Annotated in this window: 14 protein-coding genes; 11 read left to right on the top strand and 3 right to left on the bottom strand. The window is 43.0% G+C overall.

The genetic code is table 11. From position 1 onward, the window contains the following. The first annotated feature begins 71 nt into the window (after nucleotides 1-71). The 4 genes from ABFG93_RS13990 (at nucleotide 72) to ABFG93_RS14005 (ending at nucleotide 4,279) form a co-directional block, all read left to right on the top strand. Nucleotides 72-551 carry a TRAP transporter small permease gene (locus ABFG93_RS13990; RefSeq protein ID WP_347548639.1) on the top strand — a complete coding sequence of 160 codons (480 nt, stop codon included), beginning with the start codon at nucleotides 72-74 and terminating at the stop codon, nucleotides 549-551. Continuing rightward, the gene (locus tag ABFG93_RS13995) at nucleotides 548-1,837 is read left to right on the top strand and encodes a TRAP transporter large permease (RefSeq protein WP_347548640.1); all 1,290 of its coding nucleotides are present in this window, start codon (nucleotides 548-550) and stop codon (nucleotides 1,835-1,837) included. Before ABFG93_RS13990 ends, ABFG93_RS13995 begins: the two co-directional genes overlap by 4 nt. Nucleotides 1,838-1,999: 162 nt before the next feature. After that, nucleotides 2,000-3,595, top strand: a complete 1,596-nt coding sequence (locus tag ABFG93_RS14000; protein ID WP_347548641.1) for a sensor histidine kinase — start codon at nucleotides 2,000-2,002, stop codon at nucleotides 3,593-3,595. A gap of 3 nt (nucleotides 3,596-3,598) precedes the next feature. Continuing rightward, on the top strand, nucleotides 3,599-4,279 hold the full coding sequence (locus ABFG93_RS14005; RefSeq protein ID WP_347548642.1) for a response regulator: 681 nt from the start codon (nucleotides 3,599-3,601) through the stop codon (nucleotides 4,277-4,279). 48 nt (nucleotides 4,280-4,327) lie between these two features. Here the strand turns inward: ABFG93_RS14005 and ABFG93_RS14010 are convergent, their stop codons facing one another. The 3 genes from ABFG93_RS14010 to ABFG93_RS14020 form a co-directional block, all read right to left on the bottom strand. Then, on the bottom strand, nucleotides 4,328-5,845 hold the full coding sequence (locus tag ABFG93_RS14010; RefSeq protein WP_347548643.1) for a tripartite tricarboxylate transporter permease: 1,518 nt from the start codon (nucleotides 5,843-5,845) through the stop codon (nucleotides 4,328-4,330). Between the two features lie 15 nt (nucleotides 5,846-5,860). Then, complete coding sequence (locus tag ABFG93_RS14015) at nucleotides 5,861-6,310, bottom strand: tripartite tricarboxylate transporter TctB family protein (protein WP_347548644.1); 450 nt, start codon at nucleotides 6,308-6,310, stop codon at nucleotides 5,861-5,863. 62 nt (nucleotides 6,311-6,372) lie between these two features. After that, nucleotides 6,373-7,386 (bottom strand): tripartite tricarboxylate transporter substrate binding protein, encoded by a 1,014-nt coding sequence (locus ABFG93_RS14020; RefSeq protein ID WP_347548645.1) that lies wholly within the window; start codon nucleotides 7,384-7,386, stop codon nucleotides 6,373-6,375. Between the two features lie 447 nt (nucleotides 7,387-7,833). Here ABFG93_RS14020 and ABFG93_RS14025 point away from each other — a divergent pair, with 447 nt between their 5' ends. From ABFG93_RS14025 to ABFG93_RS14055, 7 genes are all read left to right on the top strand, one after another. Then, the gene (locus tag ABFG93_RS14025) at nucleotides 7,834-9,513 is read left to right on the top strand and encodes a serine hydrolase (RefSeq protein ID WP_347548646.1); all 1,680 of its coding nucleotides are present in this window, start codon (nucleotides 7,834-7,836) and stop codon (nucleotides 9,511-9,513) included. A 24-nt stretch (nucleotides 9,514-9,537) separates the two neighbouring features. Further along, a complete protein-coding gene (locus tag ABFG93_RS14030; protein WP_347548647.1) occupies nucleotides 9,538-11,634 on the top strand; it encodes a glycoside hydrolase family 3 N-terminal domain-containing protein in 2,097 nt (698 codons plus the stop codon). 51 nt (nucleotides 11,635-11,685) lie between these two features. Then, on the top strand, nucleotides 11,686-12,957 hold the full coding sequence (locus tag ABFG93_RS14035) for an exo-beta-N-acetylmuramidase NamZ family protein (protein WP_347548648.1): 1,272 nt from the start codon (nucleotides 11,686-11,688) through the stop codon (nucleotides 12,955-12,957). Between the two features lie 149 nt (nucleotides 12,958-13,106). Then, the gene (locus ABFG93_RS14040) at nucleotides 13,107-13,958 is read left to right on the top strand and encodes a MurR/RpiR family transcriptional regulator (protein WP_347548649.1); all 852 of its coding nucleotides are present in this window, start codon (nucleotides 13,107-13,109) and stop codon (nucleotides 13,956-13,958) included. Next, nucleotides 13,951-14,973, top strand: coding sequence for a serine hydrolase domain-containing protein (locus ABFG93_RS14045; protein ID WP_347548650.1), 1,023 nt, complete (start codon nucleotides 13,951-13,953; stop codon nucleotides 14,971-14,973). Before ABFG93_RS14040 ends, ABFG93_RS14045 begins: the two co-directional genes overlap by 8 nt. Nucleotides 14,974-14,994: 21 nt before the next feature. After that, nucleotides 14,995-16,263, top strand: a complete 1,269-nt coding sequence (locus ABFG93_RS14050; protein ID WP_347552848.1) for an ABC transporter substrate-binding protein — start codon at nucleotides 14,995-14,997, stop codon at nucleotides 16,261-16,263. Between the two features lie 19 nt (nucleotides 16,264-16,282). Continuing rightward, entirely contained in the window at nucleotides 16,283-17,233 is a 951-nt protein-coding gene (locus ABFG93_RS14055) for a carbohydrate ABC transporter permease (RefSeq protein WP_347548651.1), read from the top strand. Nucleotides 17,234-17,243 lie beyond the last annotated feature (10 nt).

Below are 17,243 nucleotides of genomic sequence, written 5' to 3' on the forward strand. Positions count from 1 at the left end.
GAGGGTATGATTTGTACCTTCGCTCTTATTCAAATCATTAGCTTTACGTTAGAAGAAAGGGGAATGTGGACGTGCTCATTAAGCTGCTTGAGAGAATTCAATTAACAGTCGGTGTCTTGTTTCTAGTAGTATTTTTCATCACGATTGTTATCCAGGTTATTACACGATATATGGGTATTTCAGCTATTTGGACGGAGGAAGTTGCGACTTATTCCTTTATTTGGGCAGTATTCATGGGTGCATCCGTCATGCTCAATCGAAGAGAACATTTTAAATTTGATCTATTATTGAACAAATTAACTGGAAAGAGCAAAAATAGTTTATATCTCCTTAATGATCTTATTCTTCTCGTATTTAGTGCAGGGTTGTTTTATTTAGGAATGGAAGCTGTTCAAAACTTCTGGAACTACACCTGGGTTTCAATCCCTGAATTGAAAATGGGATATGTATGGATCTCCATTCCGATTATGGGTGGAACGATGGTCATTTATACTTTTGCTCATATCCTCCGTAACATAAGAAATTTCTCCAAAAGGGAGGTTACCGAATGATTGGCATCCTGTTAGTTGGTCTCTTTATTATCTTGATGATTCTAGGTATTCCTATCGCTTTCGTGATTGGAATTGTAGCTCTGCTAGGAATTATGAACGTACCCTATATTCCTGAAGTAACTGTTCCAGTTAAAATGCTGAATGGTCTCGATTCCTTTGTTTTACTAGCGGTGCCCTTGTTTATATTAGCCGCTAACTTGATGAATAGCGGCCAAATTTCGCAAAAGTTAATCGACTTAGCGCTAGCGATTGTCGGTCATATCCGTGGCGGATTAGCACATGCAAATATTCTCGTTTCGATGCTTTTTGCAGGGGTATCAGGTGCTGCTCAAGCTGACACAGCAGGCGTTGGAAAGATCTTAATCCCTAACATGAAAAAACAGGGGTATGACACTGAAACAGCAGTCGGTATTACGGCGGCTTCTTCTACAATTGGTGTTATCATCCCTCCAAGTATCCCAATGATTATTTTTGCAGGACTAACGAATGTATCTGTCGGCGCTTTGTTCTTAGTAGGAATTATTCCTGGTATTCTCGTTGGACTCGGCATGATGGTGCTGGTTTATATTCTTGCCAGGAAGAGGGGCTATCCGACTTATCAAAAAGCATCAATGAGAAATTTCATGAAGCAGTTTATTGGCACTATTCCTGCATTAATGACACCAGTAATCTTAATTGGGGGAATCATTACAGGAATTTTTACAGCCACTGAAGCAGCTGCTTTCGCTTCACTTTATACAGTACTAATAGGCGTATTCTATTATAAAACTCTTAAAATAAAGGATTTCCCTAAAATTTTAGTGGATACTTTAACACTAAGTTCGCTATCATTATTTGCCTTAGCAGCAGCGAATGCTCTAGGTGAATTGATGAGTTACTATCAGTTATCTGTGTGGGCTGAACAATTCTTTGCCAATAACATTGATAGCAAATGGGTTTTTCTTTTGATTATCATTGCATTCTTCTTATTTATAGGAACATTTATGGATGCCATACCAGCGATGATTTTATTTATCCCAGTGATATTACCAGTCGCGATCGGTTTTGAGATTGATCCAATTTTATTGGGCATCGTTACGATCATGACATTAGCAGTTGGCCTAGTGACACCACCATATGGTTTGTGTTTACTTCTAGCTGCGAAAATAGGAAAATTACCCGTTGAACGGTCATTAGGAGCTGTTATGCCGTATATCGCAATAGTGCTCGTTGTGTTGCTGGTAGTGGCTTTTATACCTGATGTAGCTTTCTATCTACCAAAAGTCATTAATCCTAATCTATTCTAGTTGAAAAGTAAAGAAGGGGGAGAGGGAGAGGGAGGTCAGACACGTGTCTGACCTCCCTCTCCCTCTCCCTCTTTCTTTCAATTCAAAAGTATTGTTGTTATTCACCAAGACCATCGTTAGAATAAAAGAAAGACAATTCAGTCAGGAAGTGTAAGCGAATACATGTATAGAGTGAAGTCACTTTCTCTTCAAACAAAATTATCATTGATGATTCTTGGGCTTTTATTTAGTGTTTTACTGATTCTAGGTCTTGTTTTTACAAACTTATATTCTACTAGCGTAGAAGAGCAGATGGGTGAGCGGGCATTAAATGTTGCTCAATCTGTAGCATCCATGCCATCAGTTGTTGAAGGGATGGAATCAGATCATCCAACGAGTATCATTCAACCATTAGTAGAAGACATTCGTCTGCAAACGGGTGCGGAGTTCATCGTTGTCGGCGATAAGGATGGCATGCGCGTTGCCCACCCCTTACCAGAGCGGATTGGAAAACACATGGTCGGTGGAGATAGCCAGAAGGCATTGGTAGACGGGGAATCCTATGTATCAAAAGCCGAAGGCTCGTTAGGATCTTCGCTTAGAGGAAAAACGCCGATTGTGAAAGATGGTGAAATAATAGGAATTGTTTCGGTCGGTTTTCTGATTGAAGATATTGAGCAGAAAATCGACCAGTTTGAGCTTAAGGTTGCTAGTTTAATAGGAATCATCCTTTTACTTGGTTTGGCAGGGGGCTTCTTTATTGCAAAAGGGGTCAAGAAGTCAATCTTTGGACTTGAGCCTTCAGAAATCGGATCGATGTTTCTAGAACGAAATACAATCCTCGAGACGATCAGAGAGGGAATCATTGCAGTAAATTCAAAAGGGAACATTACACTTGCCAATCAGGAAGCCCATCATATTCTTAATCGAGAGCTAGATGAGAAGCTCGAAGGAAAGCATATCGTTTCGATCTTACCGAACACAAAAATGATGGAAGTTCTAAGTTCAGGAGAGTCACACCATGATCAAGAACTAATCATAGGAACGAATGATGTGATCGTGAATCGAATTCCTATCATTCAACAGGGGAAAATTACGGGAGCTGTTTCTAGTTTCCGTAGAAAAACGGAGATAGAGGAGCTATCGCGTCAGCTCTCGCAAGTACAAAGCTATGCGAATGTCCTGCGCTCACAAACGCATGAATACTCAAACAAGCTGTATACCATTTTAGGATTAATTCAGCTGGGATCTTATGAGGAAGCAATTGAACTGATTCATTCAGAAGCAATTGGATATCAGGAGGTGGTACAGCTATTAGTGAAAGCTGTACCAAATCCGATACTTTCTGCATTGCTATTAGGCAAATACAATAGAGCTCATGAACTTCATATTGAATTTAAGATTGATGAGGGTAGTAGTATAAGTGACTTACCTGCACGTATTGAACAGGAAAAGATCGTGACGATTGTTGGTAATTTAGTTGATAACGCCATGGATGCTGTTATCGACAAGCAACAGGACGAAAGAATTGTGCACTTATTTATGACCGATATTGGGAAAGATTTGATTGTTGAAATCGAAGACTCTGGAAAGGGTATTCCTGACGAACAAATTGACCGTATTTTTGAGAGAGGGGTTAGCAGTAAAAAAGGAGAGGATCGAGGCATTGGCCTTTTCCTTGTTAAAAACGCCCTTGATTATCTAGGCGGATATGCCACGATCTCAAAGAGTCGGTATGGTGGGGCTGCTTTTACCGTTGTAATTCCTAAGGGGGAATAAGGAATGTCTGATATTGAAGTTTTGATTGTTGAAGATGATCATCGGATCGCTAGAATTAATCAGAAATTCACAGAAAATGTGCCTGGTTATGCTGTCATGGGAGTGGCTTCAAGCATCCAAGAAGGGAAGGAACTTTTGGAGATTTTACAACCGGATCTTGTCCTGCTTGATATTTTCTTTCCAGAAGAAAGTGGGCTTGGTTTGCTATGGCACATACGTGAAAACTATAAAGAAACGGATGTCATGATGATTACTGCTGCAAAGGAAATAGATGCCGTCCAAGAGGCGCTTCGCGGAGGCGCGATTGATTACATTATTAAACCAGTCATCTTTGACCGCTTTAAACGAACGCTTGAGAACTTTAAGCAAACGAAAGGGCAAATTAGTAGTCAGAAGGTTGTAAGTCAGGAAGAAGTTGATCACTTGTTTACTAGAAAGGTTGAATCTTCTACCCAAACAGTTCCAAAAGGAATTGATCCACTGACACTAACGAAGATGGAAGAGGTTCTGCTTAATCATCTTCCTGAAGGCATGACGGCAGAAGAAGTTGGAAAGGTCGTTGGATGTAGTAGAACAACTGCCAGAAGGTATTTAGAATATATGGTTTCAATTGAAAAAGTCGACGCAGATTTATCTTATGGAACGGTTGGGAGACCTGAACGTCGGTACCAGCCACTGAGATAGAAAAAAGGCCGCTCCGAACTATCATTTTCGGAATGGCCTTTTTAAATTTTATGAAGCTAAATGTTCATCTTCCTTTTCCTCTGCTTTCTTGCCGAGTTTTCCTTTAATAATAGGAAGCGTTAGTGATAAAAGAGAGATAATAAGGAGCACAACGGTAACTGTGCTATCAAAGAAAGTTGCATAGCTTCCATTGGAAATTGTTAAAGCTTGACGGAACGACTGCTCCATCATTCCACCAAGGATAAAGGCAAGAATAAGTGGCGCTGCGGGAAAGTTAAGGATTCTCATAATAAAGCCAATCACTCCGAAAGCGAGCAGCAGGTAAAGATCGAAGGTACTGAAGCTTACCCCGTATACTCCGATCATACAAAAGATAATTACAAGTGAGATGAGAAGCGCTTTTGGAATATATAAGATACGAGCGATAAACGGAATCAGCGGCAGGTTCAAGACGAGTAAGAAAATATTACCGAGATACATACTTGCGATTACTCCCCAGAATACATCGGGGTGATCGGTAAGCATTAATGGCCCTGGCTGAACCCCAACGACTAGGAGGGCACCAAGTAGAACAGCTGTCGTTCCGGAACCAGGAATACCAAGAGTTAATAGTGGTACGAAAGCTCCGCTCGTTGCAGCGTTATTAGATGTTTCTGGTGCGGCAAGTCCTTTGATGTTCCCTTTTCCAAACGATGAGGGATCCTTTGATATTTTTTTCTCAGTAATATAAGACATAAAGGAGGCAATTGTCGCGCCAGCGCCTGGAAGTACGCCTAGGATAAATCCGAGCACAGAATGTCGGGCGATCGGTCCTGAGATTTCCTTTGCTTCCTTCCTAGTAATTCTTAATGAACCGACGTTAGAGTTGCCATCCATCATTTTTGATTTTCTAGACAGGATCAAGGAACATACTTCAGCGAGTGCGAAGAGTCCAAGAGCAATAATCAGAAAATCGATTCCTTCAAGAAGGTTCGGATTACCGAACGTAAAGCGCTGTGTACCTGTCTGTTGGTCAACGCCGATTGTTGCAATCATTAAACCAATTGTTGCGGAAATTAGTGCTTTTACAGTTGAACCCTCCGATAAGCTTGCAATGGCAGTAAGTCCCAGTAACATGAGTGCAAAATACTCAGTTGGACCGAATGAAACGGCGAAGCTTGCCATTACAGGCGCCACTAGCATGAGGGCGACAACACTGACGGTTCCACCTGCAAAGGATGAGATGGCGGCAATCGCCAGGGCTTTGCCGGCGTGCCCCTGTTTGGCGAGTGGATACCCATCAAAGGAGGTCGCCACCGTTCCTGAAATACCAGGTGCATTTAATAAAATAGAAGAAGTCGATCCGCCAAATACCGCGCCATAATAAACACCCGCCATTAGAATAAGGGCTGAAGCAGGATCCATGCCGTAGCTTAGCGGGATCATGATCGCAATGGCAGAGATAGGACCAAGTCCAGGGAGCATTCCAATTAGGGTACCAGCTAAAACGCCGACAAAAACAAACAGGATGTTCTGAAATGTTAGAACGACCTGGAAACCATAAAGCATATTCGAAATCGTATCCATGGTAAATCCTCCTTTCTAAAAGGGAAGTATGCCCTGCGGTAAATAAATTTGAAGCAAATAATTAAAAGAAAAATAAAGAACAAGTGTAAATCCAACTGAAACGGCGATCAGGGTTTTCCATTTCGTGTATCCGAGGATTCGTGATGTAACCAGTAAGAATAGGATTGTAACAACTACGAAACCGAGAAGTTCAAACAGTAAGATATAGATGAATATTAAACCTGCAACTGCAAGAAGCATCAACACTTCCTCTTTTTTGAGATCGCTCTTCTTCCTGTCTTCAATTGGGTTTTGAATGAAAAGAAAGATCGAAAGCACAACTAATATAAATCCAAGTCCTTTTGGTAGGGCATCAGCATCCACAATCGAATATGGGAAGGGTGGAATTTGAAAACTCAGGACGAGATATAAAATAGAGATAAGTAATAAACTAATAGCTACTTTACGTTCTACACTTGCTAACATTTCACCACACCTGCCTTTTATTGAAACGAAAGGTCAGTAGCTACTGACCTTTCGACTCATCATTATTTTGCTAATCCAACTTCACTCATAAGCTCTTCCATTGTTTCATATTCTTCATCAAGGAATTTCTTGAACTCTTCACCTGACATATAGTTATCGTTCCACCCAAAGTTATCGCGCTGTGCCTTCCATTCATCTGTTTCCATCATGTCTTTTACGGCCTGCTCATAGAATGCGGCTGCTTCAGGATCCATATCCTTTGGTCCCATAATCCCTCTCCAGACTACAAATTGGTCATCGATTCCCTGTTCCTTAAGCGTTTGAAACTCTGAAACGGTTTCTCCTTCAAGTGGTTCTGGAGAAGTAATCGCAAGAACTTTTACTTTATCAGCACGAGCCTGTTCTGTTGCTTCGGCAAGACCCGTCGAGTACACATCAACTTTATTCCCAAGCAGCATGCTCATACCACTTCCATCCTGAGCAGATACATATTTAAGTTTCTTTATATCAACGCCAGCTGCCTTTACTGCTTTCACGAAGGCCATGTGATCCATACTTCCTGGTGCTGAGTCCCCGACAACTGATACGGATGTTGGATCCTCTTTAAGGGCTTCCACCAGATCATTCATGTTGTCATAAGGCGAATTGGCTGGAACGACAAAGGCTGAGTAATCTGCGATGACACCAGCTATTGGTGTGAAGTCATTATGACCAAGTTTAGATTGGCCATTTAATGGGACGAACAGTATTGGAGGTGATGTCACAAAGAGGGTGTGATTACCTCCTTTTTTATCAACATATGACCAACCAACAGATCCACCGCCGCCTGGTTTGTTTGCAACAGCTATGCGTTCATCAATCACGTTCTCTTGCTCCATTACTTTAGAAATTGTTCTTGCTGTTGTGTCCCATCCGCCACCTGCTCCTGCAGGTGCAATCATTTCAATTGGTTTCTCAGGAGTCCATTCCCCATTACCTTCAGCAGAACTTTCCCCGGAACTTTCACTGCTTCCACATGCACTTAATACAAGTGCGCTTCCTAACAAAAGAGACATCAGCGTGTTCTTCTTTTTCATCAAGTTAATAACCCCTCTCATTTATGTAATCGCTCTCAAAACTTATAATCACAATATATCTCATCGTTGACGAAATTTTAAGAAAACGGAAATAAGAAAGGTTTGTTCCTTTTTGTGCATTTTGTTCATAAAGTTTAGAGGGAAGGAAAGAGGGAGGAGGAGATAGGGGGTCAGACGAGTGTCTGACCCCCTATCTCCTCCTCCCTCTTTCTGAAACAATCCTACATAAATTTAATGGTACAAACGTCACAATACTTCAAATTCATTCTAAAGACGCAGGAATAAGGTCACGGGAAATCCAACTTTTTACACCGATGCGTGACCAAAGTGGTATAGACGACTATAATGGATGGGGTTAAACTTTAGAAAGAATATTCTGCATATTAAGAATATTAAAGAGAAGGAGGCTTTGGTTCATTCGTTATTCAAAACAAAAAGGAGGGCAATATGAGGAAGAAAACGCTGTCGCTGCTGCTAACAACTGCACTTGGAACGTCATTATTAGCTCCCGGATCCGGATTAGCTGCTCCAGGTCCGACGATTGAAAAAGAGGGTAAGGTCAATACGCATCAGTCTAGCAAAGGTCATCCGGTTTTTTCATGGGATAACCCAGGACCAACGTCGCCAGTTCTTCATCCAGGTTCTGTAAAAGGAGCTGGGATGCGGGAGGCGCCGCTAAACGAAATTGATAACGTTTTACAGGAGGCGATTGATGAACAGGTGATGCCTGGCGCCGTTACTTTCGTTGCAAGAAGAGGTCACATCGTGAAGGAAGAAGCCTACGGATACGCTGCTCAATACACGGATGGTGATTTTACGGAAATGGACGAGCCGATTCCAATGAGCGAGAACACGATTTTTGATCTTGCTTCTATTAGCAAGCTCTTCACGACAACAGCCGCAATGACACTTTATGAGGATGGGGAATTCAAGCTGGATGATCCTGTCGCGAAGTACATTCCAGAGTTCGCTGCAAATGGGAAAGAGAGTGTGACCATCGAGCAGCTAATGACACACACATCTGGTTTTAAACCATGGATTCCTCTCTATACTGTAGAAGGAAGTCGTGAAGACCGCCTGCAATATGTCTTCAACTATCCACTTCAATCGGAGCCAGGAACTGAGTATACATACAGCGATCTAAACATGATAACGCTTGGTGCCCTTGTTGAACGTTTATCCGGTATGCGCCTCGATGAGTATGTAAAACAGGAAATCACACAGCCTCTCGAAATGGATGACACGATGTACAATCCGCCTGAGAGCCTGAAAGAAAGGATTGCCGCAACCGAGTATCAGCCATGGACGAATAGAGGACTCGTTTGGGGTGAGGTTCATGATGAAAGTGCGTGGTCACTTGACGGTGTAGCAGGTCATGCGGGCGTGTTCTCTACAGCATCAGATTTAGCGAAATTTGCTCATATGTTCCTCATGGAAGGCCTCTATGGCGGAACGCGTATCCTGGAGTCAACAACAGTAGAACTTTTAACTGAAAACCGTATTCCTCAGTTTCCTGGTGACGATCACGGGCTTGGTTGGGAGCTTCAGCAGGGATGGTTCATGGATGGGCTTTCTGAGAGTACGACCCTTGGTCACACAGGTTATACCGGTACATCTATTGTTGTGAGTCCAACAAACCAGACGATTGCAATTCTCTTAACAAACCGTGTGCATCCAACACGTGAGACCGTTTCAACCTCTCCTACTCGAAGGGAGTTTGCACGAAAAGTAGCAGATGCGATCCCAGTTGCGATGGATAAAAAAGCGGATGCCTGGTTTGCCGGTTATGGCGATAATCAGTCGAAGCACCTAACAGCTGAAGTCGATGTTAAAGAAGAATCCACCCTTACTTTTGATACATGGTACCGGATGGAGGCAGGCTATGACGTAGGGACGGTTGAAGTATCGGAGAATGGAAGTGAGTGGACTGAAGCCGCGATGCTCACAGGAAATAGCATGGACTGGGAGCAAGAGGAACTCACTCTACCAGCAGGCACTAAATTTATCCGCTTTACCTACAGCACGGACGGATCAGTTAACAAGCGCGGCTGGTATATCGATAACGTAGAACTAAATGGAACGAATCTCAATGTGAATAGTGACAAATGGGTGCAACGCTCATATTAATTTTTTAAACCAGGAGGGGTAGAAATGGGAGTACGTAGCAAACGGATCATTGTGGGATTACTTGCGTTACTTATGGTTTTCTCACAGGCGCTGTTAACACCGGGGAAAACAGCAGCTGAGAGCGATGGAACAGATTTGATTTTAATGGAAAATGTCCCTGAAGCGAGTCCGGAATTTGACGGAAAAACGATTACATTAAATGCCCTTCACATTTATGATGACGGTCATTTTATGAAAACGGAGCAAAACCTAAAATGGAAGTCATCAAATAAGAATGTGGCCACAGTTGACGATGACGGAAATGTAACGCTAACAGGCAAGCGTGGGCGTACATTTATTAGCGTTTCGGATGGATCAGATTCCGATCGAATTGCTCTTGATTACAAAGTAGATAAGTCGTCAAAGAAAGCTTCAAAGGCTTCTCTTATTAAGCAAAAAGGTGAGCAGTATGACATCATCCAAAACGCAATCAATGGCATGACGATTGAGGAAAAGGTTGGCCAGATGCTAATGCCTGATTATCGCAACTGGAACGGAAAAAATGTCACGGAAATGCTTCCTGAAATTGAAGCACAGGTTAAGAAATACCATCTTGGCGGCGTCATTTTATTCAGAGAAAATGTAGTGACGACCGAACAAACAACAAAACTTGTTTCTGATTATCAGGAGGCATCAGAGAAATACGGTTTATTAATGACAATTGATCAGGAAGGCGGAATCGTGACACGCCTTCAGTCTGGAACAGATATGCCAGGTAACATGGCCCTTGGTGCAACACGTTCAGAAGAAATCGCACAAAATGTCGGCCATGCGATTGGTGAGGAACTTTCTTCACTTGGAATCAATATGAACTTTGCTCCAGTCATGGATGTGAACAACAATCCAGATAACCCAGTGATCGGGGTTCGTTCGTTTGGTGAAGACCCTGAGCTTGTTGCGAATCTTGGGATTGCGTACACGAAAGGGCTTCAAGAAACGGGCGTTGCTGCAACAGCAAAGCACTTCCCTGGCCATGGTGACACAGCGGTAGATTCACATCTCGGTCTTCCAGAAGTTCCACATGATAAAGAACGTCTAATGGAAGTAGAGCTCTATCCTTTTCAGCAGGCGATGGAAGCTGGAATCGACGCAATTATGACAGCTCATGTGACATTCCCGAAAATCGATGATACGAAAGTCATTTCACAAAAAGATGGCACTGAAATTTCACTGCCAGCAACGCTTTCCCACAAAGTACTTACAGAGCTCATGCGTGAGGAAATGGGTTATGAAGGTGTTATTACAACGGATGCTATGAACATGAGGGCGATTCAGGATCACTTTGGTGCTGTTGATGCAGCGATTCGCGCTGTGAAAGCTGGTACAGATATCGTCTTGATGCCGGTTGGTCTTGCTGAAGTAGCTGGTGGATTGCTTGATGCGGTAGAAACAGGCGAAATTTCAGAGGAACGAATTGAAGCCTCTGTTGATCGGATCCTGACGTTAAAAGTAAAGCGCGGTGTGATTAAGTCTGAAAATCCTACGAGCTTAGACAATCAAATTCAGGAAGCGCTCGCAATGGTCGGATCTAAAGAGCATAAGGCGATTGAACAGGAAGCTGCAAACAAATCAATCACGCTTGTGAAAAATGAGAATGTGCTTCCGCTTGATGCAAAAAGCGACGAGCATGTTGTCGTTGTTGGCAGAAGCTTTGTTGAATCGCTTGGTGAAGCTGTGAAAGCTCAACATGCGAACACCACTGTAATTGAAGTGAATTCAAGCTACGCGCTAACTGAAGAGCAGCAGAAGACGCTTGAATCAGCCGATCAAATTATCATCGGAACGTATACGTATAGCGTCGGCACACGCTCACCTGAACACCCACAAATGGTGATGGTTGATAGCATTATGAATTCTACAGATGCAGACGTCATTGCTGTTGGTATTCGCAATCCATACGACATCATGGCATATCCGAGTGTCGATAGCTACATTGCACAATATGGCTTTAGAACGGCAAGTTTTGAAGCGACAGCAGCAACGATATTTGGTGGGAATGCTCCTACAGGTAAGTTGCCAATTACGATCCCAGGGGAAGATAGCGGGGTTCTATATAAATTTGGTCATGGATTAACGTATTAATTTTAGAAGCAGGGAAGAGTTTCTCTTCCCTGACAAACGGGGAGGTATACTATGAAAAAGTGGTTGGTAATGGTGCTAACGTCTATTCTCGTCCTGTCGTCACTGTCGGTAGCGTTTGCTGATAACAATGGAAAAGGTCATGCGTATGGTCACGATAAGAATAAGAAGAAATTTGAGCTTGGCGTTGAGGCCCTGCTAAATGATCAGAAAGAACTTATTGAAGGAAAGAACGTTGGTCTTATTACAAATCCAACTGGTGTTGATCAAGAGCTTACGAGTATTGTAGATTTACTTCACAATGATCCTGATGTGGAATTGAAAGCCTTATATGGTCCTGAACATGGGGTTCGAGGAAGTGCTCAGGCTGGAGAATATGTGGAATATTACATTGATGAAGAAACTGGGCTTCCTGTCTATAGTCTCTATGGAGCTACGAAAAAACCCACACCTGAAATGCTAGAAGGGATCGATGTGCTGCTATTCGATATCCAAGATGTGGGTACGCGTTTCTACACTTACATTTATACGATGGCTTACGCAATGGAAGCTGCAGAGGAAAATGACATTGAGTTTATTGTGCTCGATCGTCCAAATCCACTTGGTGGTGAAGCGGTTGAAGGTCCTGTCCTTAATGATGAGTATTCGTCATTTGTTGGAAAGTATGAAATTCCGCTTCGTCATGGGATGACGGTTGGAGAACTTGCGATGCTCTTTAATGAGGAGTTTGGCATCGGCGCTGATCTGACAGTAGTGGAAATGGATCACTGGAAGCGTGATATGTACTACAATGACACGCCACTTGAGTGGGTGCTTCCGTCTCCTAACATGCCAACGTTTGATACTGCACTTGTGTATCCAGGCGCGGCATTAATTGAAGGAACAAACGTGTCAGAAGGACGCGGGACAACAAAGCCATTTGAATTGATCGGTGCTCCGTTCATCAATTCAACTGAGCTTGCAGCAGAGCTGAATGGTCTTGAACTTCCTGGAGTGGATTTCAGAGCCGCATCATTTACACCTTCTTTTTCAAAACATGCGGGTCAATTAACGCATGGGGTTCAAATTCATGTAACCGATCAGGAAGCTTTCAAGCCAGTTAAAACTGGTCTTAGTCTTGTGAAAACAATCCATGACCTTTATCCAGAGGACTTCGAATTCCGCGCAGAAAACAGTGCGGGCGTTTCATTCTTTGACCTGCTAGTCGGAAATGGCTGGATTCGTGAAGCGATTGAAGAGGGACAAAGCGTAGAAGAAATGGAGCAACAGTGGCAGGAAGATTTGAACGAATTTAAGGAAGTAAGAGAGAACTACTTGCTTTACTAAATTGATTCTTTAGCACTTGTGACTAATGGTCACAAGTGCTTTTTCAATAGAAATGTAATAAAACTTCAGAATAAGTATTTATTTAATAAATAAAACTTGATACACTGGAATTAACTTATTAGAAAATTCAAACGAAAGGAGGTTTATAAATGAACGGAGGGTTAATCAGCATTCAAGAATCCATCACTTCTTTAAAGCCTTCAGAACGGAAAGTAGCAGAGTACATCATCAACTTTCCAGAAGAAGTGATCAACCTGTCGATTCAGAAGCTGTCAGAACGGACGGATGTTAGTGAAGCAACGATCATCCGACTATCACGCACGCTAAACTATAGGGGATTTCAGGAGTTAAAGCTTCGGATTGCCGGTGATCTTGCGACAAAGCATTCGAGCAATACCTACCAGGAGATCTCGATTGATGGGACAGTCGATTCGTTCATCGCAAATGTATCGAACAACAATATTCAATCGATCAATGATACCATCTCCGTTCTTTCGAAAGAAGAAGTCGAGAAAGCGATTGAAGCGCTAGGTCAGGCGAGAAAAATTGCTCTCTACGGCATCGGTGCATCCGGGTTAATTGCGCAAGACTTTAAACAAAAGCTCTCACGCATCAACCGCTGGTGTGAAGCAGCTGTCGATTATGATACGCAGGGCACGATCTCAGCAAACCTTGGTGAACAAGACGTCGTGTTTGGGATCTCCTATTCAGGTCAGACGAAAGACATTATTGAATCGTTGAAAATTGCCAGAGATAACGGGGCAATTGTTATTACACTAACTAAATACGGCACAAATCCCGTGTCAGAGCTTGCTGATATCAAGCTGTTCACAAGCTCCCTTGAAAAAAGCATACGAAGCGGTGCCCTGAGCTCGCGCATTTCTCAGCTTAACGTGATTGATATTTTATACGTTGGCATGACAAGCCGCGATTACGAGGAGAGTGTTGCGGCGCTTGAACGCACCCGAAAAGCTGTTGAGGATTTAAAAAAGCATGTGTGAATTTAATACGTATTTACACGAACTTGTTACTCAGAAGGAGCTCCCAGGCGGAGTTCTTCACGTCCAGCATAAAGGAAAGGTCGTTTTTCATCAGGCTTACGGCGGCTTTATTGACCGTAACCATCAAACCCACACCATGACCACAACAACACGATTTGATCTTGCCTCCCTTACAAAAGTGGTGGCAACCCTTCCATCGATTCTATGGTTGGTTGATAAGAGCACACTCGAATTCGATCACGCCATTCAAACCTACATCCCAGAATTTAAGCATCCAGACGTTACCATTCAGCATGCACTTACGCATACAACAGGTCTACCGGCAGACCTTGCTCCAGCCGTTAAGCGTGATGAAGTGCGCGATATCCTTACTGATATCACATGTTTAGAATTATTACACACTCCGGGCAGTCAGGTTCAATACAGCGACCTCGGCATGATTTTGCTTGGAATAGTCGTCGAAAAGGTAAGCGGTTTGCCGCTTTCGACGTTCAGTGAACACCGTTTATTCAAGCCGTGGGGACTAATGAATACAACCTTCAACCTGACTAAAGCTGACCATATTGCTTCGACAGAATGGTACGAAAATCAGTACATTCAGGGCAAAGTACATGATGAAAAAGCGCTTCATCTCGGCGGTGCAAGCGGAAGCGCAGGCCTTTTTTCAACGGCGAGCGATGTTGGTAAATTTGGTCACTATTTTCTTTATCCAGATACGCAACAGGAACTTTCGAAAGCTCTTATGAAGAGTGCACAGACACACTTTATGCAAAACAGAGGCCAGAGCTTTGAGGTATGGAGCGGACATGGGGCTCCGCTATCATGTGGAAGGAGGTGGTCAGAAGGAAGCTTCGGCCACACGGGGTTTACAGGAACAAGTCTGTGGATTGATCCACAGGAGGAGCTGATCGTAACCTTCTTAACGAATATGATTCATTACGGAAGACAGCACAACATGGTCCGGATCAGGCCGCATCTTCATTCCATGATCCATGCTTATTTTACTAACCAATAAGGGGGAAAAGTTTTGAAGAAAATGAGAGCGTTTACGTTAGTTGGGTTTCTAGCCTTTATTCTTGTTTTATCAGCATGTAGCTCTGAAAGTGGAGGCAATGGAGGAGATTCAGAAGCGAGCGAAGACAGCGTTACATTGACAATTGGAAGTTGGAGAACAGAAGACAAAGCAAGCTATCAGAAGGTGATTGATAAGTTTAATGAAGAGAACCCAGACATTAACATCGAGTTCAAACCATCGAAGAATACTGAATACAATACAATTTTAAATACATCGCTTCAAAGCGGTGAGGGACCGGACATTCTTCACCTTCGTCCATATGCACCGGGAATTGAGCTTGCCGATGCAGGCTATCTTGAGCCGCTTGACGGATTAGAGGGACTTGATCAATATCCAGAGGAAACGCTAGCAGCGTCGAAAGGATCTGATGACAAGCAATACGGTGTACCACTGAACATCAGTACAACGCAAATGTTCTACAATAAGCAAATCTTTGAAGACCTTGGTCTTGAAGAGCCTCAAACATGGGAAGAATTCATGACGCTTAATGAGACGCTTATGGATGAAGGCATTACACCTATTTCACTTGGAACAAAAGAAGGCTGGCTGCTGTCACTTTCACACGGTATTTTCGGACCAGCGCATTATGGCGGCAATGAATTTGTTGAGAAAATCACAGCTGGAGAATCAGATTTTACTAGTGAAGAGTTCCAGAGCTCAATTGAAGCAATGGATGAATTAAAACAGTTTTTCCCTGAGAACTATGAAGGGCTTGGGATGGAGGATATTCGCACGATGTTCTTCACAGGTGATGTAGCGATGTTCCCGCTTGGAAGCTGGGAAATTGAAGTGCTTCGTGAAATGAACCCTGAGCTTGAGCTTGGTTTCTTCCCAATGCCGTCTGCTGTTGGAAAAGACCCGACGATTACAACTTGGGTAGATGGATCATATGCGATCAATGCAAATTCTGAGCACAAGGATGCCGCAAAGAAATTCCTGCAGTTTATGACAACAGAGGAATTCGGAACAATGTTCACAGAAGAATTTAAAATGATCAGTGCGATTCCAGGGATTGAATCAGAAGATCAGCTTGTAAATGATCTTGGTAAAGCTGTAGAAGAGCAATCGACGCCATACATGATGCTTGTTCATTTTTCAGGAGGTAATCCTTCTACGAAAGCAACGATTGAAACAGAGCTACAGGGCATGTACCTTGGCGAACGTACGCCAGAAGAAGTAGCGAATGCCGTTCAGGAAAGCGCCAAGTCCTGGTATGAGCCACTACAATAAGTCATAAGGGGCGGAGAATATGAAACCAGCCATGAATTCAGTTGTCAAAATTAAAAAACAGAGGGACTGGAAAAGATGGACCATCCATCTTTTCCCTATTCCCGCCTTGATTATTTATGGGCTTTTTATTGTGTATCCATTGTTTGCAGCACTTACCTATAGCTTCTTTGATTGGAAGGGGATAGTACGCGGTGAGTTTGTTGGTTTAAAGAATTTCAGAGACCTGTTTACGCTTGAACCTTTTTCAGGCTTATTCTGGAATGCCTTCGGCCACAACATTTTGTATTTCGTGCTTCAGATGATTTTCCAGAATGGCCTCGCCTTTATTCTTGCTTATATTATTTACAAAAAAGTAAAAGGCTCTGAATTTCTGAAAATCGCTTACTTTCTGCCGAGACTCTTATCCGTTATCGTTGTCGGTTTTCTATGGAAACTGATTTTAAATCCAAACTACGGAGCACTGAATGTGATTCTAGAAAAGCTAGGTTTGGAGCAATTGCAAAAGGCCTGGCTCGGTGATCCGGATACGGCTCTTATTTCGATTATTCTCGTCAACTGTTGGTATGGAATAGGATTCGGGGTGCTTATTTTTCTTGCTGGTTTGCAGTCGATTCCGAAAGAACTGTTTGAAGCAGGCAAGCTTGATGGTGCTGATGGCTTTTCGATGATTCGAAAAATCGTCTTACCGTTAATGGTGCCATCATTCATGATCATGACGGTCCTGACGTTCATTCAATCATTTGAAGCGTTTGAACTTGTCTACGCTATGCAGGGATCGCAGGGTGAACCCTACCATTCAACAGATACGCTTGCGGTTTATTTCTATCGTCTCGCATTTGGTGGATCGGCGGGAGGATCGACAACCGCTGTAGGACTCGGATCGGCGCTTGCAGTTGTTCTATTCCTGTTCATCTCGTTCTTTACCGCGCTCTATCTCAGATACATGCAGAAAAAACAAGTGGATATGTAAGGGAAGGAGG

This window comes from Pseudalkalibacillus hwajinpoensis (genome assembly GCF_039851965.1).
GTDB lineage: Bacteria > Bacillota > Bacilli > Bacillales > Guptibacillaceae > Guptibacillus > Guptibacillus hwajinpoensis_E.